Here is a 26420-nt window from a genome sequence, read left to right on the forward strand (position 1 = left end):
GAACCCCCCGAGGGTCCGGCCGAGGTGTGCGGCCGGGCCCTCGGGCGTGCCCGGCCTCAGCCGTAGAGGGCGCCGACGACCTCGCGGAACACCTCGGTGTGCCGGTCGACGTCGGCGCGCGTCGTGTCCGGGCACATCAGGGCCATGTTGTGGAACGGCGTCATGAGGATGCCGCGGTTGCACGTGGCCAGGTGCATGTAGGCGTCGATGTCGTCGTCGTGGGCCGCGGCCGCCTGCTCACCGGTGCGCGGGGCGGGCCGGGCGAACCGGTACTCCGAGCGGGCCCCGAGCCGGCTGACCGACCACGGCACGTCGTACTCGTCGAGGACGCCCTGCACGCCGTCGGTGAACGCCTCGGCGAGCCCGGTCATGTGCTCGAAGGCGGCCTCGGTGAGCACCTCGCCGAGGGTGGCGCGCATCGCGGCGGTCGAGAGCGCGTTGCCCGCGAGGGTGCCGCCCACGCCGCCGACGTCGATGATGTCGGCCTCCCCGGCGTCGGTGTGCCGGGTGATGCGCGCCGCCACCTCCTCGGTGATGCCGTAGGCGCCGCAGGGGATGCCCCCGCCGATCGACTTGCCGATGACGAAGATGTCGGGCTCGAGGTCCCACGCCCGGGTGGCGCCGCCCCAGCCGGCCGAGAAGGTGTGCGTCTCGTCGATCATCAGCAGCGCGCCGTGCCGGGTCGCCAGCTCGCGCAGCCCCTCGAGGAACCCGGGTTCGGGCAGGACGATGCCGATGTTCGTCAGCGCCGGCTCCGTGAGGATCGCGGCGACGTCGCCGTGCGCGAGCTCGCGCTCGACGGAGGCGAGGTCGTTCCACGTCGCGGCGCGGGTCGTGAGGTCGAGCGGCACCGGAGGCGCCACGTTGCCGGGGCGCGAGACGGTGGTCCCGTCCGGGCCGGGGATCGCGAAGGTCTCGTCGACCGAGCCGTGGTAGCAGTAGCCGAAGACGAGGACCTTCGAGCGGCCGGTGGCCAGCCGGGCCAGGCGCACCGCCCAGCGGTTGGCGTCGGTGGCCGAGAGGGTGAAGCTCCACAGCGGCATCCCGAAGCGGCGGGTCAGCTCCTCGCCGACCCACTGGGCGTCCTCGCTGGGCAGCATCGTCGTGATGCCACCGAGCTCGCCCATCCGCCGGGCGACCGCGGTGGCCGTGGGGACGGGGGAGTGGCCGGCCATCGCGCCGGTGTCGCCGAGGGCGAAGTCGACGTAGGTGTGCCCGTCGACGTCGGTGATCCGGTTGCCGCGGGCGTGGTCGAGGTAGAGCGGGAAGCCGCCGCTCCACTTGTTCATCCAGGTCATCGGCACGCGGCCGAACAGGTTGGACCCGGCGGCGAAGAGCTCGCGGCTGCGGGGGTGCTCGGCGGTGTAGCGCTCCTGCTCGGCGGCGAGGAGCGTGGCGAGGCGGGCGTGGTCGGTCGGCGACATGGCTGCACGATAGTGCTGCGGATGGCGTCGCCGACAGTGCGATCCGCCGCTCGATCCGTTCTCGATCGGGATCGCGGCCGTCGGATCGGTCGGCCTGATGCTCCGGCGCCACGGAACGGGCAGTCCTCCCCATGGCTCCGGCCGCAGCGGGCCGCTAGTTTCGGCACCGGGACATCGGAGGAAGGGGTGGGGACCGTGGGCGGTGGGCCGGACGGCGTGGAGATCGTCTTCGCGGACATGGAGCACGACGCGGCGCAGTGGCGCAGTGCGCAGAGCCACCTGGGCCAGGCCGGGACGCTCGCGGCAGGGGAGGTCAGCGGGCATCCGGTGTTCGGCGTGTACGCGGACATGGTGAAGCCGGTTTACGTGGCCCAGGCCGAAGCCGTCCGGGACTTCCTGCGCGCCGGCGCAGCGGCCACGGGGACGGTCGCCGACCTCATCGACGCCAACACCGCCGAGACCACCGGGAACGACACGGGAGCGGGCGGCCGGGTGACCGCGGCCGGAGGGGGCGGTGTCGCCGGTCCCGGGACCGGCGGTCCGGGTGGGGGCGGCGGAGGCGGAGGTGGCTCGGCGAGCTGGGTCGCCGAGCCGGTCCCGACGCCGGAGAAGGACCCGCTCTACCTGCGCGACCGTGACGGTGACGGCCGTCCCGACGTCCTCGAGGACGAGGACGGCGACGGCGTGCTCGACGTCTGGGAGACCGGACGGGACGGCACTCCCCGGATCTGGCGCGACCGGGACCACGACGGTGTCCCCGACCTCTTCGCCGACCGCGACGGCGACGGCGCGGCCGACATCCTCCAGGACACCGACGGGAACGGCACCGCAGACCTGCTCGAGGACCGCGACGGCGATGGCCGCTACGACGTCTGGAAGGACGTCAAGGGCGCACCGGCCACGGTGCCGGACACCGACCGCGACGGTGTCCCGGACCTCTGGGAGGACTCCGACGGCGACGGCGTCGTCGACCTCGCCGAGGACGACGACGCGGACGGCGTGCCCGACCTGCTCCAGGCACAGGGAGTGGCCGAGCCCGTCCCGGCCGCCGGATCGGGTGAGGGCGTGCCGACGGGGACCGAGTGGGAGCCGGCCGCGCGCCGGGTGGACGCTGAGGAGTGGGCATGACCGGGCTGCAGGCGAGCGTGTCGGTGGCCCGGGACCGTGTCACCTACCTGCGGTCGTGGGCCGACCACGTCGTGAGCAACTGGGACGTCTACGCCGGCGACCACCGCTCGTGCGCCGGCTTCGTCGACCTGCGCTCGGACGTGGTCGCGGCGCGGGACGCCGTGCGTGGTCTCGCCACCACGATCGAGCGACGGCTCGACGACAGCGGATGGGTGGGCACGGTCGGTGACCGCACCCGCGAGTGGAACCAGGCGGCGAGCCACGCGTCGGACGCCCAGGCGGCCGTGGCCGAGCCGGCCCTGCGCGCCATCGGGTCCTGGCGGCGCGGCGCCTCCCCGCAGTACCGGGCCGCCGCGCCACCCCAGCGGGCCGCCCTGTCCACGGTGCACGAGGCCTGCCTCGACATGAAGCGCGGCTGCACCTCGCTCGAGACCGCCGGCGAGGCGCACTTCGAGTCCGTCAGCACCCTGGCGACGACCCTCACGCAGCACCTCACGCACCAGTTCCACACCAGCCCCGGGTTCCTCTCGCCGGGTTCGGGCACCCAGAGGTTCCCCCTCACGCCCCCACCGGTCATGGGGCCCGAGTCGCCCGTGCAGGTGCCGGACGGGGCCGGCACCGTCTGTCTCGTGGGCACCCTCCACGTGTCGGCGTACGAGATCGAGTCACGGTTCGTGACCCCCCGCGAGAGCGCGGAGACGGCCCTCGCCACCGCTGACGACACGCTCCGCACCGCGGTGACGAACGCCTTCAGCGAGGCAGCCCCCCGCCGCCCGGGACCCCAGGTCGACGGCGACTACGGCCGGATCACGATCGCGCAGCGCTTCGGGACCTGGCCGGTGCCCGGCACCGTCGGCTGACCGACGCCGCCGGGGGCGGGCTCGCACCGTCGGATTCGGCGGCGCAGCGCCCGGCTCCTAGGCTGGTGCGCCATGGCCCGCCAGCGCACCCCCGAGGGACCCCCGCCGCCCCCCGCGGTCCAGAAGCTGCGCATCCGCTACGCGAAGCGCGGGCGGCTGCGGTTCTCCTCCACCCGGGACTTCTCCCGCGCCCTGGAGCGCGCGCTGCGCCGGGCCGGGGTGCCGATGGCCTTCTCGGCCGGCTTCCACCCCCACCCGCAGATCTCCTACGCGAACGCCGCCCCGACCGGCACGGCGAGCGAGGCGGAGTACTTCGAGATCCGGGTCACCGAGAGGGTCGACCCCGAGGCCGTCCGCGCGGCGCTCGACGAGGCGCTGCCCGAGGGTCTCGACGTCGTCGAGGTCGTCGAGGCCGGGCCGGGCGCTCTCGCCGACCGCCTCGAGGGCAGCGACTGGGAGCTGCGCCTGCGCCGCACCGCCCCCGCAGAGCTCGAGCCGGTGGTCGCCGCGTTCCTCGCCGCCGAACGGGCCGAGGCCACCCGCACGTTCAAGTCCGGGCCGCGCACGTTCGACACGCGGGAACCGGTGCTGACCATGCGCGTCTCCGAGGACGCCGGGGAGGCGTGTGCGATACTGCGGATGGTCGTACGGCACACCACACCGTCCGTACGCCCCGACGACATCCTGACCGCACTCCACGCAGTCACGGGGTTCGCGCCGCCGGAGCCACCACTGGTCACCCGGCTCGCGCAGGGGCCCCTCCTCGAGGCAGGTGCCGGGGTGGCCGATCCACTGGCCGCCGACCGGGAGGCCGTCGGCCCCGGTCGGTGACGCGCCGCTCGCGCGAGCCGCCCCGGGGCAGCAGCTGACTTCCGTGTGGGCCACCCGCCCACGCGATGCGATCGCACACCGCGCGGTCGACGAGGAGCCGCCCCCCGGGCGTCCCGGTGTGGTCGTCGGCCCACGGGTGACGAAAGGGGCCGTGATGGCTTCCGAGACCGACCCGACCACCCCCCAGCCCGCCGACCTCCCGACCCTCCCGGTCGAGACCTCGGTGCCCGCGGGGGACGACGCCTCGAGCAGCGTGGACGCGCCGAAGAAGAAGGCCACGCGCAAGCGTGCCACCAAGAAGGCGGCTGCCCCGGCCGCCGCCGAGGTGGCCGCCCCGGCCGCTGCCGACCCGGCCGACGACGACGCCCCGATCCGCGCCCCTCGGAAGCCGGCGAAGGCCACCCGCAAGAAGGCCTCCGCCAAGGCCGCCGATGCCGCGCCCGCCGACGCCGAGACCTCCGCGCCGGCCGAGGGAGGCACCCTCGCCGAGCCGGCACCGGAGAAGAAGAAGAAGGCCACGCGCTCGCGCCGCGCCAAGGCCGCCGAGGCGGCCCCGGCGGACGTGACGCCCTCTGAGGCCCCTGCCGCCCCTGTCGAGGAGCCGGAGGAGGACGAGGAGGCCGAGGACGCCCCCGTCGCCGCCGGGCCGAGCTTCGGGCTGCTCTTCCAGGCCCCCGAGGTCACCGTCGCCCCCCGCCGGCGCCGGGCCACCTCCCCGGCCCAGGCCCCCGTGGAGAAGCCGGTCGAGCCGGTCGCCCCGCCCGCCGAGGCCGCGCCCGCCGAGGCCGAGCCCGAGGCGACCACCCCCGACACCCGCCCCGACGAGGACCAGGACAGCGCCGACGGCGAGGGCGGCTCGCGCCGTCGCCGCCGCGGCGGTCGCGGCCGACGGGGCCGCGGCAAGGGCGAGGACGAGCAGGGGAGCACCGAGGGCTCCGACGACGACACCACCGACGAGGCCGCCGAGCAGCCCAAGGGCGGCCGCCGCGGCGGGCGGGTCGCCGCCACGGACGACGACGACAGCGAAGGCGAGTCGGCCTCGAGCCGTCGCCGCCGGCGCCGCCGCCGCAGCGGCTCCGGGTCCGCCGAGGGCGACGACCCGCCCGGCACCGTCACCAAGGTCCGCGAGCCGCGCTCGGAGCGCGACGAGCCGACCGCGGTCAAGGGCTCGACCCGCCTCGAGGCCAAGAAGCAGCGCCGCCGCGAGGGCCGCGAGGCCGGGCGCCGGCGCACGATCATCACCGAGGCCGAGTTCCTCGCCCGCCGCGAGAGCGTCGAGCGCAGCATGATCGTCCGCGGTCGCGACGGCCGCACCCAGATCGGCGTCCTCGAGGACGGCGTCCTCGTCGAGCACTACGTCTCGCGCGAGACCACCGCCTCGATGGCCGGCAACGTCTACCTCGGCCGGGTCCAGAACGTCCTGCCCTCGATGGAGGCCGCCTTCGTCGACATCGGCAAGGGCCGCAACGCCGTCCTCTACGCCGGTGAGGTCAACTGGGACGCCGCCGGCCTCGAGGTCAACCAGGCCAAACGCATCGAGAACGCGCTGAAGTCCGGCGACACCGTGCTCGTCCAGGTGACCAAGGACCCCATCGGCCACAAGGGTGCGCGCCTCACCTCGCAGATCAGCCTGCCTGGCCGCTACGTCGTCTACGTGCCCGAGGGCTCGATGACGGGCATCTCGCGCAAGCTCCCCGACACCGAGCGGGCCCGCCTCAAGGGCATCCTCAAGGAGGTCGTCCCGGACGGCGCCGGCGTCATCGTGCGCACGGCCGCCGAGGGAGCCTCCGAGGCCGAGCTGACCGCCGACGTCGAGCGCCTGACCAAGCAGTGGGAGCGCATCGTCAAGAAGGCCGAGTCGGCCAAGGCCAAGAAGTCCGGCAGCGGTGGCGCCCCGGCGCTCCTGCACGGCGAGCCCGACCTGACCATCCGCGTCATCCGCGACGTCTTCACCGAGGACTTCGCCTCCCTCGTCGTCTCCGGCGAGAAGGCCTGGGGCGAGGTCAGCGAGTACGTCGAGGACGTCGCCCCCGACCTCGCCGCCCGCGTCACCCGGTGGACCGCCGAGGAGGACGTCTTCGCGTCGCACCGTATCGACGAGCAGATCGCCAAGGCGATGGACCGCAAGGTGTGGCTGCCCTCGGGCGGCTCGCTCGTCATCGACCGCACCGAGGCGATGACCGTCGTCGACGTCAACACCGGCAAGTTCGTCGGCTCCGGGGGCAACCTCGAGGAGACGGTCACCAAGAACAACCTCGAGGCCGCCGAGGAGATCGTCCGCCAGCTCCGGCTGCGCGACATCGGCGGCATCATCGTCATCGACTTCATCGACATGGTCCTGGAGTCCAACCGCGACCTCGTCGTGCGCCGCCTCCTCGAGTGCCTCGGGCGCGACCGCACCAAGCACCAGGTCGCCGAGGTCACCTCGCTCGGCCTCGTGCAGATGACCCGCAAGCGCGTCGGCTCGGGCCTCATCGAGGTCTTCTCCGAGCCCTGCGAGCACTGCGGCGGGCGCGGCATCGTCGTGCAGTCCGAGCCGGTGGAGCGGGGCAACGGCGGCGGCTCCGGTGACGGCGGCGGGTCCTCCCGCTCCGGCCGCGGCCGTGGCCGCGGGTCCTCCGGCGGCAACGGCGGGGGCAACGGCTCCTCCGGTGGCGGGTCGAGCGCCCCGGCCGAGCCGGAGCACCGCCCGACGTCAGGCCCGAGCGCCGCGCAGATCGCGGCCGCCGCGCACGCCGCCGCCCTCAAGCACAGCGAGAGCCCCGAGGTCGCCGCCGAGGTGGCGGCCGAGGTCGCGGCCAGCGTCGAGGCCGAGGCGTCGACCCCCGCACCCGAGCCGACCCCGGCCCCCGTCGTCGAGACCGCCGCCCAGCCCGTGGCGCCGGTCGTCGCCGAGCCCGAGCCGGCCCGCCGGACGCGGCGCAAGCGCGGGCGGGTCGTCGCACCCGCCGGACCGCCGTCCGGTGCCGCCTCCGTGCCCGGCGAGACCCCCGCGGAGCCGTCCGGCGACGCCTCCGCCGAGTCCCCGCAGTCCTGACCGTCGGGCGGGGCGCCGAGGATTTGGATGGCCGCCCCGCCCGCCGGTAGTCTGGTGAGTCGGTGCGCCCACCGCGTCGGTGTCCCGTGTCGTCCACGGGGTAGCGACCGGCCGGTCCCAGAGCGCGCGCCCGAACAGAGAGTGAGATCGAACGTGTACGCGATTGTGCGCGCGGGTGGTCGCCAGGAGAAGGTCTCCGTCGGCGACGTCCTGCTCATCGACAAGACGTCCGGCGTGGCCGGCGACACGATCCAGCTGCAGCCGCTCCTCGTCGTCGACGGCAGCACCGTCACCAGCGACGCGAGCAAGCTCGCCAAGGTCACCGTCACGGCCGAGGTCGTCAAGGCCGCCAAGGGTCCGAAGATCGTGATCCTCAAGTACAAGAACAAGACCGGCTACCGCAAGCGCCAGGGCCACCGCCAGCCGCTCACCCAGGTCAAGATCACCGCGATCGACGCCTGACCGCCGCACGGAACTCACCGAAGGACTACAGACATGGCACACAAGAAGGGTGCGTCCTCGACCCGCAACGGTCGTGACAGCAACGCCCAGTACCTCGGCGTCAAGCGCTACGGCGGCCAGGTCGTCAAGGCCGGCGAGATCCTCGTCCGCCAGCGCGGCACGCACTTCCACCCCGGTGACGGCGTCGGCCGTGGCGGCGACGACACGCTGTTCGCGCTCGTCCCGGGTGCGGTGCTCTTCGGCACCAAGCGCGGCCGCAAGACCGTGAACATCGCCCCGGTGGCCGTCGCCGCCGAGTGACGCGTCGCCGGGCCCGCCCGGCACCACGCACCACGCCGTGAGGGGCGGGCCCGCAGGCCCGCCCCTCACGCGTTCCTCCCCCCAGTCAGGAGCACCACCCCCGATGGCGACCTTCGTCGACCGCGTCGTCCTCCACGTCTCCGCCGGCAACGGCGGGCACGGCGTGGCCTCGGTCAAGCGCGAGAAGTTCAAGCCGCTCGGGGGTCCCGACGGGGGCAACGGCGGGCGGGGCGGCTCGGTCGTCCTGGCCGTCGACCCGCAGGCCACGACCCTGCTCGACTACCACCACACCCCGCACCGCAAGGCCGAGAACGGCCGGCCCGGTGCCGGCGACGAGCGCAACGGCGCCGACGGCACCGACCTCGTCCTCCCCGTGCCGGAGGGCACCGTCGTCAAGGACGGCAACGGCGACGTCGTCGCCGACCTCGTCGGCGCCGGGGCCACGCACGTGCTCGCCCGGGGCGGGCGCGGCGGTCTCGGCAACAAGGCGCTGGCCAGCCCGCGCCGCAAGGCGCCCGGCTTCGCCCTGCTCGGCGAGCCGGGGGAGTCCCTCGACGTCGTGCTCGAGCTGAAGTCGCTCGCCGACGTCGCGCTCATCGGGTTCCCGTCGGCCGGCAAGTCCTCGCTGGTGTCCGTCGTCTCGGCCGCGAAGCCGAAGATCGCCGACTACCCGTTCACCACGCTCGTCCCGAACCTCGGTGTCGTGACGGCCGGTTCGGAGCGCTACACCATCGCCGACGTGCCCGGGCTCATCCCCGGCGCCAGCGAGGGCAAGGGCCTGGGCCTGGAGTTCCTCCGCCACGTCGAGCGCTGCTCGGTGCTCGTCCACGTCGTCGACTGCGCCACCCTCGAGCCCGGCCGCGACCCGATGACCGACCTCGAGGTCATCGAGGCCGAGCTCGCCGCGTACGTCACCGACGACACCCTCGGTGGTCGTCCGCTGTCCGAGCGCACGCGCGTCGTCGTGCTCAACAAGGCCGACGTGCCCGAGGCGCGCGACCTCGCCGAGATGGTCAAGCCGATGCTCGAGGAGCGCGGGCTCGAGGTGTTCGTCGTCTCGGCGGTCGCGCACATCGGGCTCAAGGAGCTGACCTTCGCCCTCGCGCGCCACGTCGCGCAGGCGCGGGCCGAGGTCGAGGCCACCGTCGTCGAGCGGCCGCGGACCATCATCCGGCCGGTCGCGGTGGACGACAGCGGTTTCCACGTGCGTCGTGAGAACACCTCCGACGGTGAGGTGTTCCGCGTCATCGGTGAGCGGCCGACCCGTTGGGTCCGCCAGACCGACTTCTCCAACGACGAGGCCGTCGGCTACCTCGCCGACCGGCTGGGCCGGCTCGGGGTCGAGGAGGCGCTGCTCAAGGCCGGCGCCGTCGCGGGCTCCACGGTGCTCATCGGCCCCGAGGACAACGCGGTCGTCTTCGACTGGGAGCCGACGATGAGCAGCGGCGCCGAGCTGCTCTCCGGGCCGCGTGGCACCGACGTGCGCCTCGAGGACTACGGCCGCAAGACGCGCGGCGAGAAGCGCGAGGAGTTCCACGCCCGCAAGGACGCCCAGACCGCCGCCCGCGAGGAGCTCGCCGCCGAGCGCCGCGCCGGTCGCTGGTCCGGCCCCGACTCCGAGGACTGAGCCCGATGAGCACCGCCGACGGCACCGCGGCCGGGCTGCGGCGTGCCGTGGGGGAGGGGCGGCGGCTCGTCGTCAAGGTCGGCTCGTCCTCCCTGACCAGCGCCGACGGCGGGCACCTCGACGTGGGCGCGCTGGACGCGCTCGTCGACGCCCTGGCCGCGCGGCGGGCGGCGGGGCGCCAGGTCGTCCTCGTCTCCTCGGGCGCCATCGCCGCCGGCATCGGGCCGCTCGGTCTGGACCGACGGCCCACCGACCTCGCCACGCAGCAGGCGGCGGCCTCGGTCGGGCAGGGGGCGCTGGTGGCTGCCTACCAGGCGGCGTTCTCGCGGCACGGGCTGACCGTCGGGCAGGTGCTGCTCACCGCCGACGACACCACCCGCCGCTCGCACTACACGAACGCGCGGCGCACCCTCGAGCGGCTCCTCGAGCTCGGCATCGTGCCGATCGTCAACGAGAACGACACCGTCGCGACGCACGAGATCCGGTTCGGGGACAACGACCGGCTCGCCGCGCTCGTCGCCGACCTCGTCGCCGCCGACGGGCTCGTCCTGCTCACCGACGTCGACGCGCTGTACGACGGACCGCCCTCACGGGCGGGCACGGCACGGGTGCCCTTCGTCGCGACGACCGAGGACCTGGACTCGGTGACCATCGGCGGCACCGGCTCCTCCGTCGGCAGCGGCGGCATGGTCACCAAGGTCGAGGCGGCGGGCATCGCGGGGTCGGCCGGGGTGCCGACGCTGCTGACCCGGCTCGCCGACGTCGGGGCGGCGCTGTCGGGGGAGGACGTCGGCACGGTGTTCGCACCGGCCGCGGCCACCCGCGGCTCGCGCAAGCGCTGGCTGGCCAACGCCACGACGGCCCGGGGTCGGCTGGTCATCGACGAGGGTGCGGTCACCGCCGTCACCGAGCGCCGCACCTCGCTGCTGCCGGCCGGCATCGTCGAGGTGGGCGGCACCTTCGCGGCCGGCGACCCGGTCGACGTCTGCGCGCCGGACGGACGGGTCATCGCCCGGGGGCTGGTCACCTACGCGTCCGGCGAGCTGCCCCGGATGCTCGGCCGCTCCACGCGCGACCTGGCCCGCGAGCTCGGGAAGGCGTACGAGCGCGAGGTCGTCCACCGCGACGACCTCGTGGTCCTCTGACCGACGCCCCTCAGCGCAGGCGCTCGACCTCGAACTGCATCCGCGGGTTCGCGATGGCCTCCTGGCTCTGCACCAGCTGCAGCTCGCGCCGCTCGGAGTCGAGCGTGGTGCGCAGCAGGTCGAACACCGACGACACCGTGCGACCGAGCGCGACCCCGGCGTCCCCGGTCTCCAGCAGGTGCGCGGTGAACAGCGCGGCCGTCACGTCGCCGGAGCCGTTGGCCTTGAGCGGCAGGTGCGGCGTGCGGACGATCCACGCGCCGTCGCCGTGGACGGCGAGCATCTCGATGGTGTCCTCCGGCCGGTCGGGCCGCAGCACGGAGGTGACGAGCACGGTCGAAGGGCCCATCGCCCGGGCCGCCTCGACCGAGGCCAGCGTGGAGTCGAGGTCGCCGGGGTCGGTCTCGGTGAGGAAGCCGAGCTCGAACTGGTTCGGCGTGATGAGGTCGGCCTGCGGAACGACCTTCTCGCGCAGCAGGACCGGGATGGCCGGGTGCACGAAGCATCCGGACTTGGCGTTGCCCATCACCGGGTCGCAGGCGTAGATCGCCTTCGGGTTCACGGCCTTGGTGCGGGCGACGGCGTCGAGGATGACCTCGCCGATCTGCTCGCCGCCCTGGTAGCCGGAGAGCACGGCGTCGACCTCGGCGAGGGCCTCGCGCTCCTCGATGCCGGTGACGACCTCGCGCACGTCCTCGGGTGCCATGAGCGGCCCGCGCCACGCGCCGTAGCCGGTGTGGTTCGAGAAGTGCACCGTGTGCACCGGCCACACCTCGACGCCGAGCCGCTGGAGCGGGAAGACCGCCGCGGAGTTGCCGACGTGGCCGTACGCGACGGAGGACTGGATGGAGAGGATCGTCGTCACCGTCCCATCCTGTCACCGTCCCGCGCGCCGAGAACCCCGAGGCCACCGCCCGCCACCCGGCCTACCCTTGACCCATGTCCGAGCGCACCACGACGGCCGAGCCCGCCGACGTCGAGCAGGTCCGCGTCCTCGCCGAGGCCGCCCGCACCGCCTCCCGCCGCCTGGCCCTGCTCAGCCGCGCCGAGAAGGACGCCGCGCTCCACGCGCTGGCCGACGCCCTCGACGCCTCTGCCGAGGAGGTCGCCGAGGCCAACGAGCGCGACCTCGCGCGTGGCCGCGAGCAGGGGATGGCCGAGAGCCTCCAGGACCGGCTGCGCCTCGACCCGCCGCGGGTGGCGGCCGTCGCCTCGGCGGTGCGCGACATCGTCGCCCTGCCCGATCCCGTGGGTGAGGTGGTGCGCGGCTCGACGCTGGCCAACGGCCTGCAGATCCGCCAGGTCCGGGTGCCGATGGGCGTCGTGGGGATGATCTACGAGGCCCGGCCCAACGTCACCGTCGACGCCGCGGCCCTCGGCCTGAAGTCGGGCAACGCCGTGCTGCTGCGCGGGGGCAGTGCCGCCGCCGACACCAACCGCGCCCTCGTCGGCGTCCTGCGCCGCGCCCTCGATGCCCACGGGCTGCCCGCCGACGCGGTCGGCCTGCTCGAGGGCGGGCACGGCGCCGTCCACGCCCTGATGACCGCCCGCGGCCTGGTCGACCTGCTCATCCCGCGCGGGGGAGCGGACCTCATCGAGGCCGTCGTCACCGGCTCCACCGTGCCGGTCATCGAGACCGGCGTCGGCAACTGCCACGTCTACGTCGACGCCCGCGCCGACCTCGACAAGGCGCTGGCCATCGCGGTCAACGCCAAGACCCACCGGCCGAGCGTCTGCAACGCGGCCGAGTCCCTGCTCGTGCACCGCGACGTCGCCGACGCGTTCCTGCCGAAGGCGCTCGCGGCCCTCTCGGCCGAGGGCGTCGTCCTGCACACGGACGCCGACTCGGGCTCGCGCGCCGACGCCGCCGGCGTCCCGCACGACACCGCCACCGACGAGCACTTCGCCACCGAGTTCCACGGCCTCGAGATGTCGGTCGGCGTCGTCGACGACCTCGACGCCGCGCTGGCGCACATCCGCCGCTACGGGTCCGGGCACACCGAGGCCATCGTCACCGAGGACCGCGCCGCCGCCCGCCGCTTCACCGCCGAGGTCGACGCGGCGGCCGTCATGGTCAACGCCAGCACGCGCTTCACCGACGGCGGGGAGTTCGGGTTCGGCGCCGAGATCGGCATCTCGACGCAGAAGCTGCACGCGCGTGGCCCGATGGCCCTACCCGAGCTGACGACCACCAAGTGGGTCGTCGAGGGCGACGGTCAGGTGCGGGTCTGAGAGACCACGCGCTCGAAGGCGGCGGCGTCGTCCTCGTCGGCGGCGGTGGCGACCGGCCCCTGGGCCGGTGACTCGAGGTCGAGGCTGTCGTGCGCCACGAAGTACGACGGCCGCGCCTGGAGCGCCGAGTACGTGCGGCCCACGTACTCGCCGAGGATGCCGAGCGCCAGCAGCTGCACGGCGCCCACCGCCGAGACGATGACGACCGTCGACGCCCAGCCGGGCAGGGTGTTGCCGAGCAGCAGGCCGACCACGGCGTAGACGAGCACGAGCACCGCGGCGGCGCCGCCGAGCAGCCCCAGCCACGTCGCGAAGCGCAGCGGGGCGATGGAGAAGCCGGTGACGCCGTCGATGGAGAGCCGCAGCATCTTGCCGAGGGGGTACTTGGAGTCCCCGGCGGCCCGGGCGGCCCGCTTGTACTCGACCGAGGCGCTCGGGAAGCCCAGCGCCGGCACGACGAGGCGCAGCACCCGGTTGGACTCGGGCAGCGAGTTGACGGCGTCGACGGTGGCGCGTGACATCAGGCGGAAGTCGCCGGCGTCGACGTGCGCGTCGACGTCGGAGAGCGCCCGGATCCCCCGGTAGAAGGCGCGGGCCGTCCAGCGCTTGAAGGCGGTGTCGGTGGAGCGGTCGGAGCGCACGCCGTAGACGACGTCGACGCCCTGCTCGCCGGCCGTGCGCAGCATCTCGCCGATGGTCTCGGGCGGGTCCTGGAGGTCGGCGTCGATGGTGACGACGTACGCGCCCCGAGCGCGGGCGAGCCCGGCGGAGATGGCCGCCTGGTGGCCGGCGTTGGCCCGGAGGCGGACGACGCGCACGGCATCCCACTCGCGGCGCAGCCGCTGGAGCAGGACGGGCGTGGCGTCGGTGGAGCCGTCGTCGACGCAGAGCACCTCGTACGTGACGCCCCAGGCCTCGGCGACCGGACGCAGCCGCTCGACGAACAGGGGGAGGACCTCCTGCTCGTTGTACATGGGGACGACGACGCTGAGCGCGACGGGCGCCTCGGGTGCGGCGTGCGGGACGGGCATGGCCCAAGGGTAGGACGGCCACCCGTGCGGCGCCTGTGGCTCGCCGTGACCGGGCTGTGCGGACGAGGACGGCGGCGCCGAACGACGGAGGGCCCCCGAGTATGAGATTCGGGGGCCCCCACCGGCGACGCCGCCGCCGGTCGGATCGAGCCGGTCGGTCCCTGCGGCGAGCCGCACAGAGGTCTGCCACACGACGATGGCGCCGTCCTCGGGGAGGACGAGCTTCGACTCGGGCCGTCGGCCGCAGCACCCGCACCGTCGCGCGCGGCGTACTCCCCCAGATGGGCTCGTACGGCCCGTCACCGGCGGACCGGGGACGAGACGATGTGCCGTTATCCGAACGACCCACCCCCGGGACGACCGTCGACCAACAGGCCTTCGGACTCCGACCGCCGAGGGGGCGTGGGGTCTGTTCTAGTGCTCCGCGCGGCCCGGGGCAAGCGGTTCCGGGAAGTTCCTCGGACGTCTCGCGAGGGGTCCCGGTCGTCCACAGCCCCGGGTGCTCGGGACGCCGTCCGTGCACAGCCCTGTGGACGAAATCCGTGGACAACGCAGCCGGTACGCTGGGGGCCATGTCGACGCTCGCCGCCCTCACCGCCGCCGAGGAAGCCGCTCACACCGAGCTGCCCATCCCACCGTGGCTCACCGGGGTCATCGCCCTCATCGCCTTCGCCTTCCTCCTGGGCGTCACGTGGTCCTTCCGCGGCACGCACAACAAGTACGCCCGCCCGGAGTACGGCGACGGCACGCCCGCCGGCTCGCAGACCCACACGGGTGACGACGCCGGGCCGCACTCCGACAGCCACTGGCCCGAGCACCCGGGGCACCACTGAGCGACCGCCCGGTGCGCCTGGGGGTCATGGGCGGCACCTTCGACCCGGTCCACCACGGCCACCTCGTCGCCGCCTCGGAGGTCCAGGCGCTGCTCGGGCTCGACGAGGTCGTCTTCGTCCCCACCGGGCAGCCGTGGCAGAAGGAGGAGCGCGAGGTCTCCCCGGCCGAGCACCGGTACCTGATGACCGTCGTGGCCACGGCCTCCAACCCCCGGTTCACCGTCTCCCGCGTCGACGTCGACCGCGAGGGGCCCACGTACACCGTCGACACCCTGCGCGACCTGCGGGCGCAGCGCCCGGGCGCCGAGCTGTTCTTCATCACCGGCGCCGATGCGCTCGCCCAGATCCTGTCGTGGAAGGACGCCGACGAGCTGTGGGACCTCGCCCACTTCGTCGGGGTCACCCGGCCGGGCTACGTCCTCAGCGAGCTCGGCCTGCCCGCCGACCGCGTCACCCTCCAGGAGGTCCCCGCGATGGCGATCTCCTCCACCGACTGCCGCGAGCGGGTCCGGGCCGGCGAGCCGGTCTGGTACCTCGTCCCCGACGGCGTCGTCCAGTACATCTCCAAGCACCACCTCTACAGAGGAGCACCGTGACCGCCACCGACCGAGCGCTCGAGCTCGCCCGCGCCGCGGCGACCGCCGCGTCCGACAAGCTCGCCACCACCATCTCCGGCATCGACGTCTCGGACCAGCTCGCGCTGACCGACGTCTTCGTCATCGTCTCGGCCGAGTCCGAGCGGCAGGTGGGCTCCATCGTCGACGAGGTCGAGGACGTCCTGCGCGGGCACGGCGTCAAGCCGATCCGCCGTGAGGGGCAGCGCGAGGGGCGCTGGGTGCTCATCGACTTCGGCGACGTCGTCGTCCACGTCCAGCACGACGAGGAGCGCGAGTTCTACGAGCTCGAGCGGCTCTGGAAGGACTGCCCCGCCGTCGACCTCGGCGTCGTCGGCACCGAGCAGGGCGGTCGGTGAGCCCGAACCCGGGGGCCGCCGCGCCGCGTCGGGTCGTCGTCCTGCGCCACGGCCAGACGACGCACAACGCGGCGGGCATCTGGCAGGGCCAGCTCGACAGCCCGCTCTCGGAGCTGGGGGAGGCACAGGCCGCCGCGGCCGGGCCCGCCGTCGCGGCGCTCGGGCCGGTGCGGGTGGTCACCTCCGACCTCGCGCGGGCCCGGCGCACCGGTGCCGCCGTGGCGTCGGCGGCGGGCGTCCCGCTCGTCGAGGACGCCCGGCTGCGCGAGATCCACGCCGGGGGATGGCAGGGGCTGACCAACGCCGAGGTGGCCGCCGGCTGGCCGGACGAGCGGGCCGCGGTCCTGCGCGGCGAGGACGTCCCGCGCGGTGGTGACGGCGAGACGATGGCCGACGTCGTGGCGCGGGTCGCCGAGGCCGCGACGGAGCACCTCGAGGCGCTCGGGCCGGGGGAGTGCCTGGTGCTGTCGACGCACGGCGCCGCCGGCCGGGCCGTCGTGGGATGGCTGGTGGGGCTGGACCAGGCGACCGCGTGGCGCGTGCTCGGCGCGCTCGGCAACTGCTGCTGGGGCGAGCTCGTGGAGGGTCGCGAGGGGTGGCGGCTGCGGACCTGGAACACCTCGGCCGGGCTCACCGCGCCCGACCCCACGATGCCTCCGTGAGGCCGATTTGGGGGAGGGGCACCCCGTCTGTAAACTTCACGACGCCCCTTCGGGGGAACACCCACTCGGGGCTGTAGCGCAGTTGGTAGCGCACCTCCATGGCATGGAGGGGGTCAGGGGTTCGAATCCCCTCAGCTCCACCGCACGACGCAGGGCCCGGCACGTTTTTCGCCGGGCCCTTTGTCGTGCGATCGAACGGAGTGATTCGAGGAGGAGCGAGGGACGAGCGACGGGGTCCCCTCAGCTCCACACGACGAACGGGCCGGCGCCAGCCGGCCCGTTCTGCGTGTGGAGGGGGGATTCGGGACGAGCGAGGGACGAGCGAGGGGTCCCCTCAGCTCCACCCAGTGGAACGACTGATGGGACCGGCGCCAGCCGGCCCGTTCTGCGTTCACCGGACGTTCCGCGGTGCGGAACCGGCTTGTCTTGACGAATTCAAGAATGCGCGACAGGGTGGAGCCATGCCCGACACCGCCGAGCCGACGCGCCTGCTGCGCGAGGCCGGCCTGCGGGTCACCCGCCCCCGGCTCGAGGTCCTCGCGGCCGTCCACGCCCACCCGCACGCCGACACCGGCACCCTGCTGCGCGCCGTCCGTGACGCCCTGCCGTCCGTGTCGCACCAGGCGGTCTACGACTCCCTGCACACCCTCACCGGGGCCGGTCTGGTCCGCGCCATCCAGCCGGCCGGCTCGGCGACCCGCTACGAGGGCCGGGTGGGCGACAACCACCACCACGTCGTCTGCCGCGGCTGCGGCGCGGTCGCCGACGTCGACTGCGCGGTCGGCGACACCCCGTGCCTGCACCCGTCCGCCGACCACGGCTTCGTCCTCGACGAGGCCGAGGTCGTCTACTGGGGCCGCTGCCCGCAGTGCGCGGCCGCCCCCGCCTGACCCCACCGACCGTCCCGCACCACCGAGAAGGAGATGGACCCCCGTGACCGACCAGCATGACGGCGTGACCGCGCAGGGCAGCGAGAGCGAGAACCCCGCGATCGACGCGCCCACCCCCAAGACCGGCACCCGCCCGCGCACCAACAAGGACTGGTGGCCCGAGCAGCTCGACCTCTCGGTGCTGCACACCAACAGCGAGAAGGCCGACCCGCTCGGCGGCTCCTTCGACTACCCGCAGGCCTTCTCCGGGCTCGACGTCGACGCGCTCAAGGCCGACCTCGTCCAGGTGATGCGCACGTCCCAGGACTGGTGGCCCGCCGACTTCGGCCACTACGGCCCGCTGTTCATCCGGATGAGCTGGCACGCCGCCGGCACCTACCGGGTCGAGGACGGCCGCGGCGGTGGCGGTCGCGGGCAGCAGCGCTTCGCCCCGCTCAGCTCCTGGCCCGACAACGCCAACCTCGACAAGGCCCGCCGCCTGCTCTGGCCGGTCAAGCAGAAGTACGGCCAGTCCGTCTCCTGGGCCGACCTGCTCGTCCTCGCCGGCAACGTCGCGCTCGAGGACATGGGCTTCGAGACCTTCGGCTTCGCCTTCGGCCGCCCGGACGTCTGGGAGCCCGAGGAGGTCAACTGGGGCAACGAGGACACCTGGCTCGGCGACGAGCGCTACGCCGGCGACCGCGAGCTCTCCAACCCGCTCGGCGCGGTCCAGATGGGCCTGATCTACGTCAACCCCGAGGGCCCCAACGGCGAGCCCGACCCGATGAAGGCGGCCCGCGACATCCGCGAGACGTTCAAGCGGATGGCGATGAACGACGAGGAGACCGTCGCGCTCATCGCCGGTGGCCACACCTTCGGCAAGACCCACGGCGCCGGTGACCCCGACCTCGTCGGTACCGAGCCCGAGGGCTGCCCCGTGCACTCGATGGGCCTGGGCTGGAAGAGCGAGTTCGGCTCCGGCAAGGGCCGCGACGCCATCACCAGCGGCCTCGAGGTCACCTGGACCCAGACGCCGACGCAGTGGTCGAACAAGTTCTTCGACAACCTCTTCGGCTTCGAGTGGGAGCTGACCAAGAGCCCGGCCGGTGCCCACCAGTGGCAGCCGAAGGACGGCGGCGGCGCGAACACCGTCCCCGACCCCGAGGACGGCGCGCTCAACCGCCCGCCGACGATGCTCACGACCGACCTGGCGCTGCGCACCGACCCGGCCTACGAGCAGATCTCGCGGCGCTTCCACGAGAACTTCGAGGAGTTCCGCCTCGCCTTCGCGAAGGCCTGGTACAAGCTGCTCCACCGCGACATGGGCCCGGTCGACCGCTTCCTCGGCCCGTGGGTGCCCGAGGCGCAGCTCTGGCAGGACCCGGTGCCCGCCCGCTCCGGCGAGCAGCTGTCCGACGACGACGTCGCCGCGCTCAAGCAGGCCCTGCTCGACTCCGGCCTGTCGGTGCAGCAGCTGGTGCGCACCGCGTGGTCCTCGGCGGCCAGCTTCCGCCGCACCGACATGCGCGGTGGCGCCAACGGCGCGCGCATCGCCCTCGAGCCCCAGCGCTCGTGGGAGGCCAACCAGCCCGAGGAGCTCGCCTCGGTGCTCGAGGTGCTCGGTCGGGTCAAGGCCGACTTCGACGGCAAGGGCGGGCGCACCGTCTCGCTCGCCGACCTCATCGTGCTCGGCGGGTCCGCCGGTCTCGAGAAGGCGGCTCGCGACGCCGGCCGCGACCTCACCGTGCCGTTCACGCCGGGTCGCACCGACGCGACGCAGGAGCTGACGGACGCGGAGTCCTTCTCCTACCTCGAGCCGCGTGCCGATGCCTTCCGCGGCTACCTGCGCGAGGGCGAGAAGCTGGGCGCCGAGGTGCTGCTGCTCGACCGCGCGAACCTGCTCGGGCTCACCGCCCCGCAGCTCGTCGTCCTCATGGGCGGCCTGCGGGCGGTCGGCGTGACGGCGCCCGGCACCTCGCTCGGTGTACTCACCGAGCGCCCCGGGCAGCTGACCAACGACGTCCTCGCGACCCTCCTCGCGCCGGGCGTCACCTGGTCGACGTCGACGAACACGGCGAACGTCTACGACAGCAGCGACGGCAAGTGGCAGGCCACGGCCGCCGAGCTCGTGCTCGGCTCGCACGCCCAGCTGCGCGCCATCGCCGAGGTCTACGGCAGCGCCGACGGGGAGCAGCGCTTCCTCGACGACTTCGTCGCCGCCTGGGTCAAGGTCATGGAGAACGACCGGTTCGACCTGCACCAGTGAGGTCCTGACCTCGCAGCACCGCGGCCCGGTCCCCTCGTGGGGGCCGGGCCGCGGTGCGTGCGGGAGGTGCTCAGTCCGGCCAGACGCCGCTGGTGCCGCGGCGGTGGCTACCGAGCAGGTGGGTGTCGACGATGCCGACGGCCTCCATCAGCGCGTACATGGTGGTCGGGCCGACGAAGGTGAACCCCTTGCGCTTCAACGCCTTCGAGAGCGCGAGCGACTCCGGCGAGGTCGTCGGCACCTCGGAGAAGTCCCGGGGGCGCGGGGTGTCCGCCGGCCGAAAGGACCAGACGAAGGCGGCGAGGTCGCCGTCGGGGTCCTCGCGCAGGGCGAGGGTGGCCCGGGCGTTGGTGATGGTGGCCAGCACCTTGGCGCGGTTGCGGACGATGCCGGCGTCGGCCATCAGCCGGGCGACGTCGGCGTCGTCGTAGCGGGCGACGACCTCGGGGTCGAAGCCGTGGAAGGCCTCGCGGAAGGCGGGGCGCTTGCGCAGGATGGTCGCCCACGACAGGCCCGACTGGAAGGCCTCGAGCGAGAGCCGCTCGAAGAGCCCGCGCTCGTCGCGCACGGGCATGCCCCACTCGGTGTCGTAGTACTCGCGCAGCAGCGGGTCGCTCGCCGCCCAGAGCGGGCGCGCGAGGCCGTCGTCACCGACGACGAGCCCGGTGGTCGTCATCGCCGCGTCACCCGCGCCGCAGCGTCACGACCGGCAGCTCGGGCGGGGCCGCGACCCGGATGGCCGGGCCCCAGGCGCCGATGCCGCGCGAGGTGAGCACCGGCACGTCGCCGACGTCGTGCAGGCCGTCGATGACCGGCTGCTGGAGCGGCACCAGGTACCGCAGGGGCCACATCTGTCCGCCGTGGGTGTGCCCGGAGAGCTGGAGGTCGACCCCGCGCCCGGCGACGTCGCGGGCCTGGCGCGGCTGGTGCGCCGCGTAGAGCGTGAACCCGGCGGGGTCGACGCCGGCCAGGGCTGCTTCGGGGTCGGGGGCGAACTCGCCGCCACCGGAGATGTCGTGCACCCCCGCGAGGGTGATCGACGCCCCGTCCTTGTCGAGCGCGACGTTCTCGTTCTTCAGGACGCGGATGCCGAGGTCCTCGAAGGCGCGCACCCAGTTGGCGGTGTCGCGGAACATCTCGTGGTTGCCCGTGGTCGCGTAGACACCGAGCGGCGCCTCGAGGTCGCGCAGCGGGGCGAGCTCGGGGCCGTAGCGGGCGGCGTAGCCGTCCTCGAGGTCGCCGGCGATGACGACGAGGTCGGGCTTCTGCGCGTTCACGAGGTCGACGACGCCGCGGGTGAAGTCCGCGCTGCGGACGGCCCCGGCGTGGATGTCGGTGACGAGCGCGACCCGGGCGCCGTCGAACTGGGCCGGCAGCTCGGGGGAGGAGACCTCGAACTCGGTGACCGACGGGTGGCTGGCCTCGTAGGCGCCGTAGCCGGTGACGCCGACGGCGAGCAGCGCGACGAGCGGCGCCCCGACGCGGTTGAGCCGGAGCCGGCCCGCCCGGCCGCGGTCGTGGCGCCAGCGCGCGAGCATCACGAGGGTCTTGAGGACCCCGAGCACGAGGAACCCCAGGAAGAGGTAGAGGCAGGTCGCGAGGAAGGCCTGCCCGGTCCACGCGACGGGGCGCATCGTGGCCGGGCTCCACGCGCCGCCCCAGACGTCGAAGCCCTCGAGGACGGCGGCGAGCAGGGCGATGAGCACGACGGCGAGGACCCACGGCACCCAGCGCCGGCCCCAGCGGGGCGCGACGGCGAGACGGTGCCAGACGAAGACGAGGAAGCCGGCGAAGACGCCGATCGGCACGAGGGCCGCGAGCGCGCTCATGCCTCGGTGCTGCCCCCGGCGGCCAGGGCGGCGCGGGCGTCGGCGGTGATGTCGGCGGGCTCGGTGTTGGGGGCGTAGCGCTCGATGACGCGGCCGTCGCGGCCCACGAGGAACTTGGTGAAGTTCCACTTGATGCGGCCGCCGAGCAGGCCCTTCTTCTCGGACTTCAGCCACTCGAAGAGCGGGTGGGCGTCGTCGCCGTTGACGTCGACCTTGGCGAACATCGGGAAGGTGACGCCGTAGTTCATCTGGCAGAACTCGCCGATCTCGTCCTCGGCCCCCGGCTCCTGGCTGCCGAACTGGTTGCAGGGGAAGCCGAGTACTACGAAGCCGTCGTCCTTGAGCTCTTCGTACAGGGCCTCGAGGCCGGCGTACTGGGGGGTGAAGCCGCACTTGCTCGCCGTGTTGACGACGAGCACGACGTCGCCGGCGTACGTGGACAGGTCGCGCTGCTCGCCGGTGAGGGCGGTCGCGGAGAAGTCGGAGATGGTGGTCATGGGGTCATCGTCGCACGCGGTCCTGACGCTGCCGGCCCCGCGGCGGCCACCCTCGACGCGCCCCGGCATAGCCTGAGCCGGTGCCCCGTGACCCGATGGCCCCGCCGCCCCTCGACGTCGACGTGCTCGTGGTCGGGGCCGGGCTCTCCGGCATCGACATGGCCTGCCGCCTCGCGATGCACCGGCCCGAGCTGACCTGGGCGGTCCTCGAGGCCCGGTCGGCCACGGGCGGCACGTGGGACCTCTTCCGGTACCCGGGGATCCGGTCCGACTCGGACATGTACACGCTCGGCTTCCCGTTCCGGCCGTGGCGCGGGCGCACGTCCATCGCCCCCGCGGCGGAGATCCTGCGGTACCTGCGCGACACCGCCGACGAGCACGGCGTCACCGAGCGGACCCACCTCGGGCAGCGGGTCACCCGGCTGGAGTGGTCGGGGGAGGAGCGGCGCTGGACGGTGACCGCCCGCACCGAGTCCGGGGAGGTGCTGCTCCACCGCGCGCGGTTCGTGCACGTGGCGACCGGCTACTACGCCTACGACTCCGGGCACGTCGTGGAGTTCCCCCGGCAGGAGTCGTTCACCGGCGAGGTCGTGCACCCCCAGCACTGGCCGGAGGGGATGGCCGTCGCCGGGCGCCGGTTCGTCGTCGTCGGGAGCGGGGCCACGGCCATCACGCTCGTGCCGGCGCTCGTCGAGCAGGGAGCGGCGTCGGTGACGATGCTCCAGCGCAGCCCGAGCTACGTGGCGGCCCTCCCGAACACCGACGTCGTCGCCGACGGGCTGCGGCGGGTGCTGCCGGGGCGGGTCGCCCACCAGGTGGTCCGCGGCAAGAACGTCGCGCTCTCGACGGTGAGCTACCAGGCTCTGCGGCGGTGGCCGCAGGCCGGGCGGAGGCTGCTGCGGCGCCGGGTGGCGGACCGGCTGCCGGACGGCTATCCCGTCGACACCCACTTCAACCCGCGCTACGACCCGTGGGACGAGCGCGTCTGCGTCGCGCCGGACGGCGACCTGCTCGACGTTCTGGCCGACGGGCGGGCCTCGGTCGTCACGGCCACCATCGACGGGTTCGAGCCCGAGGGCGTGCGGCTGGCCGGGGGCGAGGTGCTGCCGGCCGACGTCGTCGTCACGGCGACCGGGCTGCGGCTCGAGGTCGGGGGCGGGGCGGAGGTGGTGGTGGACGGCGAACGGGTGGACCTCGCCACGCGGCACGTCTACAAGGGCTGCATGATCTCCGACGTGCCGAACCTCGCGCTGTCCGTGGGGTACACGAACGCCAGCTGGACGCTCAAGGCCGACCTCACCGCGCGCTGGGTGTGCCACCTGCTGGGGTACCTCGATCGCCGGGGGCTGCGGGTGGCAGTGCCGCGCTGGGACGGCTCGGGTGGGGCGGACCAGCCGCTGCTCGGGCTGTCGTCCGGGTACGTCCGGCGCGGTGAGCACCTGCTGCCCAAGCAGGGCTCGCGCCGGCCGTGGCGGGTCGTGCAGAGCTACGTGTACGACGTCGCCGTGACCCGGTTCGGGCGCCTCGACGACGGGGTGCTCGAGCTCAGCTGACCTGCTGCTCGGGTGGCGAGGGGCGGGCGGCGCGGAGCGGCCGCCGCGGGAGCGGCCGGTCGGCGAGGGCGTGGAGCAGCCGGAGCAGGGCTCGCACCTCGATGGGCTCCAGGCCCTCGAACCACTCGGCGGAGAGGGACTCGAGGCACTCCTCCACGCCGTCGAGGAGCTCACGACCTCGGGGCGTCAGCTCCGTCCGGTGGGTGCGCAGTTCTCGCCACCCGGGCTCGCGGGACACGAGCCCGGCGGCCTCGAGGCCCGCGAGGAGGCGACTCACGCGACGCTCCGGGAGGGCGAGGTACTCCGCGAGGTTGACGCCCGAGGACGGCTTGTCGCGAAGTCGGCGCAGCGCGTCGAGGCCGGTGGGTGTGATGCCGGGCGCGAGGCCGGAGATGGCCTGCACGAGCCCACGGTCGACCTGGGCGCCGGCCTGCCGCAGGAGGACGGGGAGATTGAGGTGGTCGTCGGGGACGGGCCGCTCCCATCGGCGCGGCTGGTCGGCACGGATCCCGTGGCGCAGGGCGAGGTGGTCGTGGAGGCGGACCCATGGCGTGTGCTCCGAAGCCTCGCTCGTCGGGATGCCGCGGCGGCGCATCCACGTCGGGGACCGACGGCCCGGGCCGTCGGCGGTGGGGACGTCCATCGGGACTCCCTTCGCTCGGGTGCCGACGATCCTTCCCCATGCGGGTGTGGTGCCGCCGGCGTCATCCACAGGGGTCACTCACGGGTGGGTGACGGGCCGTTCACGGCCTGACCCGGCCCGGCACGAAGGTGGTGTTCTCCAGGATTCCGGTCGCTGCGACCGGTATCCCGGTCGTTGCGTCCGGGATCGTGGTCGCGATGTCCGGTATCCCGATCGGGGTGTCCGGTATCGCGGTCGTGGCGTCCGGTATCCCGGTCGGGGTGTCCGGGATCGTGGTCGCGGTGTCCGGTATCCCGGTCGGGGTGACCGGTATCGCGGTCGTGGCGTCCGGGATCGTGGTCGCGGTGTCCGGTATCCCTGACGCGGCGACCGGGGTTCCGGGGAGAGACTGTCGTGAGCCGGGTCGCCGGACCGTTCGTAACCTCCTCCGGCGGCGTGATGCCGCGAGCGTCCGGACCGCGCGTCGCGGCGCTGGCAGGATGCCGCCCGTGACCGCCTCCCTCCTCCTGGTCCTCGCCGTCCTGGCCTCCGTCGTCGCGGCCGCCGCCGACTGGTGGGCCGTCGCCACCCGACGACCCGCGGTCGAGCGCTGGGCCAAGCCCACCGTGATGGTCGGCCTGCTCGGTGTGGCACTCGCGCTCGGCGACGGCCACCCGGTGCTGCCGTGGGTCCTCGTGGCCCTCGCTCTCGGCCTGGTCGGTGACGTCCTCCTCCTCGAGGACACCCCCACGCGCTTCCTCGGTGGCCTCGCGGCGTTCCTCCTCGGGCACCTCGCCTGGGTGGTGACCTTCGTGGGCATCGGACTGGACCGGCCGGCGCTCGCCGGCGTGGGGGCCGTGCTCGTCGTCGCCGCCCTCGTCGTCGGTCGCCGCATCCTCCCGGCCGCGTGGCGCGACGGCGGCGCCGCGCTCGCCGCACCCGTCGCCCTCTACATGGCGGTCATCGCGGCGATGGCGCTCACCGGGTGGGCGACCGGCCACCTCCTCGTCGGTCTCGGTGCCTCGCTCTTCGTCGTCAGCGACACGGTCCTCGCGCTGCGCAAGTTCGTCGCGGAGCGCCCCTGGCACGCGCTGGCCGTCATCACGACGTACCACCTCGCGCAGGCGCTCCTCCTCGTCGGGCTCCTCGCCTGAACGAGCGGGACCGCGCCGCCCGGGTGGACGACGCGGCCCCGAAACGCCGTGCGGCTCAGGCCCGGTGCAGGCTCCACATGTTGTGGATGCGTGCACGCTGGCCGGCCGTGAACAGGTCGCGGCACCCGTCCTGCGTGTAGCTCATGAAGTTCCGGACCGGGTCACCCCGCCCGTCGTCCCCGCCGCAGCTGTTGCGAGCGTCGCAGTCGGTGCGCCCCGCAGAGGCGCTCGACATCCGGCCGGTGTCCGCGACCCGGTCGTCGGGCGCGCTGCAGCCCTCCTGGAACACGTGGTAGAGCCCCAGCCAGTGACCGACCTCGTGGACGAGGGTGTCGCCGTTGCGGATCGTCGACCCACCGGGGACGCCCGGCATCACCTGGTGGTCGAGCCACACGCCGTCGAGGTTCGGGCGCTCGTCGACGTCCCACGGGAACGTTGCCCGTCCGTTGAGGCCGGTGGTCGAGCCGTCGTCACCGATGGACGCGGCGGTGTAGACGTTGAGCGTCCGCGTGCCGCCGCGGTGGTACTGGCGGGTCAGCGACCGTGCGCGGTCGCTGTCGAGGTCGAGGTTGGCGTTGGCCACCCGGATGTTCTCGTAGCCCGCGTAGACGAAGGTGACGTCGGTGTCGACGCCGCCCTGCGCACCCGCGTAGGCGTTGTTGAGGCGCGCGACGGCGTCGAGGGCCTCCTGGTTGTCCATCCGGCCGGCATCGGTCTCGTGGAGGTTGTGCAACCAGACGGTCACGGTCGGCGATGCGGCCTGGGCCGTGCGGGCGAGCCGCGATCCGCCGATCTCGAGCGCGGCGCGGTACTCGCGCTCGGCGGCCTCGTCGGCGGTGTCCTCGGCGTGGTCCGCGTAAGTGGCGTCGGTCGGTTCGGCGGAGGCGCCGGCGGCCGGTGCTCCGGGTGCGCACCCGACGCCTCCGCCCGCGAGCGGTGTGGCCGAGGCGCCCGGCACCATCAGTGCGGCGCCGATCGCCACGGCGGCCAGGGCGCGGGTGGTCGTGAATCCTCGTCGTGCGGTCCTCGTCATCGAGGTCCCCCTCTCGGTCGGGAGACGGGCGGTCCGGCCCCCGGGGCCTGTC

General features: G+C 74.0%; 25 protein-coding genes and 1 tRNA gene. 18 read left to right on the forward strand and 8 right to left on the reverse strand.

Annotated features, from left to right (window positions below; genetic code table 11):
* Nucleotides 1–56 precede the first annotated feature (56 nt).
* A complete protein-coding gene (locus ACQZ2A_RS01820; protein WP_430206788.1) occupies nucleotides 57–1424 on the reverse strand; it encodes a transaminase in 1368 nt (455 codons plus the stop codon).
* 186 nt (nucleotides 1425–1610) lie between these two features.
* Between ACQZ2A_RS01820 and ACQZ2A_RS01825 the strand changes: the two genes are divergently transcribed.
* From ACQZ2A_RS01825 to proB, 8 genes are all read left to right on the forward strand, one after another.
* Entirely contained in the window at nucleotides 1611–2552 is a 942-nt protein-coding gene (locus ACQZ2A_RS01825; RefSeq protein WP_430206789.1) for a hypothetical protein, read from the forward strand.
* Entirely contained in the window at nucleotides 2549–3412 is an 864-nt protein-coding gene (locus tag ACQZ2A_RS01830; RefSeq protein ID WP_430206790.1) for a hypothetical protein, read from the forward strand. Before ACQZ2A_RS01825 ends, ACQZ2A_RS01830 begins: the two co-directional genes overlap by 4 nt.
* A 72-nt stretch (nucleotides 3413–3484) precedes the next feature.
* Nucleotides 3485–4243, forward strand: a complete 759-nt coding sequence (locus tag ACQZ2A_RS01835) for a TIGR03936 family radical SAM-associated protein (protein WP_430206791.1) — start codon at nucleotides 3485–3487, stop codon at nucleotides 4241–4243.
* 154 nt (nucleotides 4244–4397) lie between these two features.
* Nucleotides 4398–7280, forward strand: a complete 2883-nt coding sequence (locus ACQZ2A_RS01840; protein ID WP_430206792.1) for an Rne/Rng family ribonuclease — start codon at nucleotides 4398–4400, stop codon at nucleotides 7278–7280.
* 153 nt (nucleotides 7281–7433) lie between these two features.
* Nucleotides 7434–7742, forward strand: coding sequence for a 50S ribosomal protein L21 (gene rplU / locus ACQZ2A_RS01845; RefSeq protein ID WP_430206793.1), 309 nt, complete (start codon nucleotides 7434–7436; stop codon nucleotides 7740–7742).
* Nucleotides 7743–7775: 33 nt separating this feature from the next.
* Nucleotides 7776–8042 carry a 50S ribosomal protein L27 gene (rpmA, locus tag ACQZ2A_RS01850; protein WP_430206794.1) on the forward strand — a complete coding sequence of 89 codons (267 nt, stop codon included), beginning with the start codon at nucleotides 7776–7778 and terminating at the stop codon, nucleotides 8040–8042.
* A gap of 103 nt (nucleotides 8043–8145) precedes the next feature.
* Nucleotides 8146–9669, forward strand: a complete 1524-nt coding sequence (gene obgE / locus ACQZ2A_RS01855; protein WP_430206795.1) for a GTPase ObgE — start codon at nucleotides 8146–8148, stop codon at nucleotides 9667–9669.
* Between the two features lie 5 nt (nucleotides 9670–9674).
* Nucleotides 9675–10814, forward strand: coding sequence for a glutamate 5-kinase (gene proB, locus ACQZ2A_RS01860; protein ID WP_430206796.1), 1140 nt, complete (start codon nucleotides 9675–9677; stop codon nucleotides 10812–10814).
* 10 nt (nucleotides 10815–10824) lie between these two features.
* On the opposite strand, the gene pdxY is transcribed toward proB, so the two are convergent.
* Complete coding sequence (gene pdxY / locus ACQZ2A_RS01865; RefSeq protein ID WP_430206797.1) at nucleotides 10825–11679, reverse strand: pyridoxal kinase PdxY; 855 nt, start codon at nucleotides 11677–11679, stop codon at nucleotides 10825–10827.
* 74 nt (nucleotides 11680–11753) lie between these two features.
* Between pdxY and ACQZ2A_RS01870 the strand changes: the two genes are divergently transcribed.
* Nucleotides 11754–13046: a glutamate-5-semialdehyde dehydrogenase gene (locus tag ACQZ2A_RS01870; RefSeq protein ID WP_430206798.1), complete on the forward strand. Its 1293-nt coding sequence runs from the start codon at nucleotides 11754–11756 to the stop codon at nucleotides 13044–13046.
* Here the strand turns inward: ACQZ2A_RS01870 and ACQZ2A_RS01875 are convergent.
* Nucleotides 13031–14077, reverse strand: coding sequence for a glycosyltransferase family 2 protein (locus ACQZ2A_RS01875; protein WP_430206799.1), 1047 nt, complete (start codon nucleotides 14075–14077; stop codon nucleotides 13031–13033). The two genes, ACQZ2A_RS01870 and ACQZ2A_RS01875, sit on opposite strands and share 16 nt — an antisense overlap.
* Nucleotides 14078–14649: 572 nt before the next feature.
* Here ACQZ2A_RS01875 and ACQZ2A_RS01880 point away from each other — a divergent pair.
* From ACQZ2A_RS01880 to katG, 7 genes are all read left to right on the forward strand, one after another.
* Nucleotides 14650–14910, forward strand: coding sequence for a hypothetical protein (locus ACQZ2A_RS01880; protein WP_430206800.1), 261 nt, complete (start codon nucleotides 14650–14652; stop codon nucleotides 14908–14910).
* Between the two features lie 26 nt (nucleotides 14911–14936).
* Complete coding sequence (gene nadD, locus ACQZ2A_RS01885; RefSeq protein ID WP_430207075.1) at nucleotides 14937–15506, forward strand: nicotinate-nucleotide adenylyltransferase; 570 nt, start codon at nucleotides 14937–14939, stop codon at nucleotides 15504–15506.
* On the forward strand, nucleotides 15503–15883 hold the full coding sequence (rsfS, locus tag ACQZ2A_RS01890; RefSeq protein ID WP_430206801.1) for a ribosome silencing factor: 381 nt from the start codon (nucleotides 15503–15505) through the stop codon (nucleotides 15881–15883). The genes nadD and rsfS overlap by 4 nt, the downstream gene beginning before the upstream one ends.
* Nucleotides 15880–16545, forward strand: a complete 666-nt coding sequence (locus tag ACQZ2A_RS01895; RefSeq protein WP_430206802.1) for a histidine phosphatase family protein — start codon at nucleotides 15880–15882, stop codon at nucleotides 16543–16545. Before rsfS ends, ACQZ2A_RS01895 begins: the two co-directional genes overlap by 4 nt.
* 67 nt (nucleotides 16546–16612) lie before the next feature.
* Nucleotides 16613–16685: transfer RNA gene (locus ACQZ2A_RS01900), tRNA-Ala, on the forward strand.
* A gap of 321 nt (nucleotides 16686–17006) precedes the next feature.
* Complete coding sequence (locus ACQZ2A_RS01905; RefSeq protein ID WP_430206803.1) at nucleotides 17007–17435, forward strand: Fur family transcriptional regulator; 429 nt, start codon at nucleotides 17007–17009, stop codon at nucleotides 17433–17435.
* Nucleotides 17436–17478: 43 nt separating this feature from the next.
* Entirely contained in the window at nucleotides 17479–19680 is a 2202-nt protein-coding gene (gene katG, locus ACQZ2A_RS01910; RefSeq protein ID WP_430206804.1) for a catalase/peroxidase HPI, read from the forward strand.
* A gap of 70 nt (nucleotides 19681–19750) precedes the next feature.
* On the opposite strand, the gene ACQZ2A_RS01915 is transcribed toward katG, so the two are convergent.
* From ACQZ2A_RS01915 to ACQZ2A_RS01925, 3 genes are read right to left on the reverse strand one after another with little or no spacing between them, the layout of a single operon-like run.
* Nucleotides 19751–20356, reverse strand: a complete 606-nt coding sequence (locus ACQZ2A_RS01915; protein WP_430206805.1) for a DNA-3-methyladenine glycosylase I — start codon at nucleotides 20354–20356, stop codon at nucleotides 19751–19753.
* 7 nt (nucleotides 20357–20363) lie between these two features.
* A complete protein-coding gene (locus tag ACQZ2A_RS01920) occupies nucleotides 20364–21509 on the reverse strand; it encodes a metallophosphoesterase (protein ID WP_430206806.1) in 1146 nt (381 codons plus the stop codon).
* Entirely contained in the window at nucleotides 21506–22006 is a 501-nt protein-coding gene (locus tag ACQZ2A_RS01925) for a glutathione peroxidase (RefSeq protein ID WP_430206807.1), read from the reverse strand. The genes ACQZ2A_RS01920 and ACQZ2A_RS01925 overlap by 4 nt, the downstream gene beginning before the upstream one ends.
* Nucleotides 22007–22086: 80 nt before the next feature.
* On the opposite strand from ACQZ2A_RS01925, the gene ACQZ2A_RS01930 reads away from it, so the two are divergent.
* Nucleotides 22087–23559 carry a flavin-containing monooxygenase gene (locus tag ACQZ2A_RS01930; protein WP_430206808.1) on the forward strand — a complete coding sequence of 491 codons (1473 nt, stop codon included), beginning with the start codon at nucleotides 22087–22089 and terminating at the stop codon, nucleotides 23557–23559.
* Here the strand turns inward: ACQZ2A_RS01930 and ACQZ2A_RS01935 are convergent.
* Nucleotides 23552–24202, reverse strand: coding sequence for a MarR family winged helix-turn-helix transcriptional regulator (locus ACQZ2A_RS01935; RefSeq protein ID WP_430206809.1), 651 nt, complete (start codon nucleotides 24200–24202; stop codon nucleotides 23552–23554). The genes ACQZ2A_RS01930 and ACQZ2A_RS01935 overlap by 8 nt on opposite strands.
* A gap of 488 nt (nucleotides 24203–24690) precedes the next feature.
* Between ACQZ2A_RS01935 and ACQZ2A_RS01940 the strand changes: the two genes are divergently transcribed.
* Nucleotides 24691–25335 (forward strand): lysoplasmalogenase family protein, encoded by a 645-nt coding sequence (locus tag ACQZ2A_RS01940; protein WP_430206810.1) that lies wholly within the window; start codon nucleotides 24691–24693, stop codon nucleotides 25333–25335.
* Nucleotides 25336–25390: 55 nt separating this feature from the next.
* Here ACQZ2A_RS01940 and ACQZ2A_RS01945 read toward each other — a convergent pair whose 3' ends face one another.
* A complete protein-coding gene (locus ACQZ2A_RS01945; RefSeq protein WP_430206811.1) occupies nucleotides 25391–26368 on the reverse strand; it encodes a M43 family zinc metalloprotease in 978 nt (325 codons plus the stop codon).
* Nucleotides 26369–26420: the final 52 nt, after the last annotated feature.

Source organism: Phycicoccus avicenniae (assembly GCF_050496545.1).
Lineage (GTDB): Bacteria > Actinomycetota > Actinomycetes > Actinomycetales > Dermatophilaceae > Phycicoccus > Phycicoccus avicenniae_A.

What these genes read in the sequence shown, in the direction of transcription:
- ACQZ2A_RS01820 (WP_430206788.1), bottom strand. Translation starts at nt 1,424, where the DNA reads ATGTCGCCGACCGACCACGCCCGCCTCGCCACGCTCCTCGCCGCCGAG.
- ACQZ2A_RS01830 (WP_430206790.1), top strand. Translation starts at nt 2,549, where the DNA reads ATGACCGGGCTGCAGGCGAGCGTGTCGGTGGCCCGGGACCGTGTCACC.
- ACQZ2A_RS01835 (WP_430206791.1), top strand. Translation starts at nt 3,485, where the DNA reads ATGGCCCGCCAGCGCACCCCCGAGGGACCCCCGCCGCCCCCCGCGGTC.
- ACQZ2A_RS01840 (WP_430206792.1), top strand. Translation starts at nt 4,398, where the DNA reads ATGGCTTCCGAGACCGACCCGACCACCCCCCAGCCCGCCGACCTCCCG.
- rpmA (WP_430206794.1), top strand. Translation starts at nt 7,776, where the DNA reads ATGGCACACAAGAAGGGTGCGTCCTCGACCCGCAACGGTCGTGACAGC.
- obgE (WP_430206795.1), top strand. Translation starts at nt 8,146, where the DNA reads ATGGCGACCTTCGTCGACCGCGTCGTCCTCCACGTCTCCGCCGGCAAC.
- proB (WP_430206796.1), top strand. Translation starts at nt 9,675, where the DNA reads ATGAGCACCGCCGACGGCACCGCGGCCGGGCTGCGGCGTGCCGTGGGG.
- ACQZ2A_RS01870 (WP_430206798.1), top strand. Translation starts at nt 11,754, where the DNA reads ATGTCCGAGCGCACCACGACGGCCGAGCCCGCCGACGTCGAGCAGGTC.
- ACQZ2A_RS01875 (WP_430206799.1), bottom strand. Translation starts at nt 14,077, where the DNA reads ATGCCCGTCCCGCACGCCGCACCCGAGGCGCCCGTCGCGCTCAGCGTC.
- ACQZ2A_RS01880 (WP_430206800.1), top strand. Translation starts at nt 14,650, where the DNA reads ATGTCGACGCTCGCCGCCCTCACCGCCGCCGAGGAAGCCGCTCACACC.
- nadD (WP_430207075.1), top strand. Translation starts at nt 14,937, where the DNA reads ATGGGCGGCACCTTCGACCCGGTCCACCACGGCCACCTCGTCGCCGCC.
- ACQZ2A_RS01905 (WP_430206803.1), top strand. Translation starts at nt 17,007, where the DNA reads ATGCCCGACACCGCCGAGCCGACGCGCCTGCTGCGCGAGGCCGGCCTG.
- ACQZ2A_RS01915 (WP_430206805.1), bottom strand. Translation starts at nt 20,356, where the DNA reads ATGACGACCACCGGGCTCGTCGTCGGTGACGACGGCCTCGCGCGCCCG.
- ACQZ2A_RS01920 (WP_430206806.1), bottom strand. Translation starts at nt 21,509, where the DNA reads ATGAGCGCGCTCGCGGCCCTCGTGCCGATCGGCGTCTTCGCCGGCTTC.
- ACQZ2A_RS01925 (WP_430206807.1), bottom strand. Translation starts at nt 22,006, where the DNA reads ATGACCACCATCTCCGACTTCTCCGCGACCGCCCTCACCGGCGAGCAG.
- ACQZ2A_RS01935 (WP_430206809.1), bottom strand. Translation starts at nt 24,202, where the DNA reads ATGGACGTCCCCACCGCCGACGGCCCGGGCCGTCGGTCCCCGACGTGG.
- ACQZ2A_RS01945 (WP_430206811.1), bottom strand. Translation starts at nt 26,368, where the DNA reads ATGACGAGGACCGCACGACGAGGATTCACGACCACCCGCGCCCTGGCC.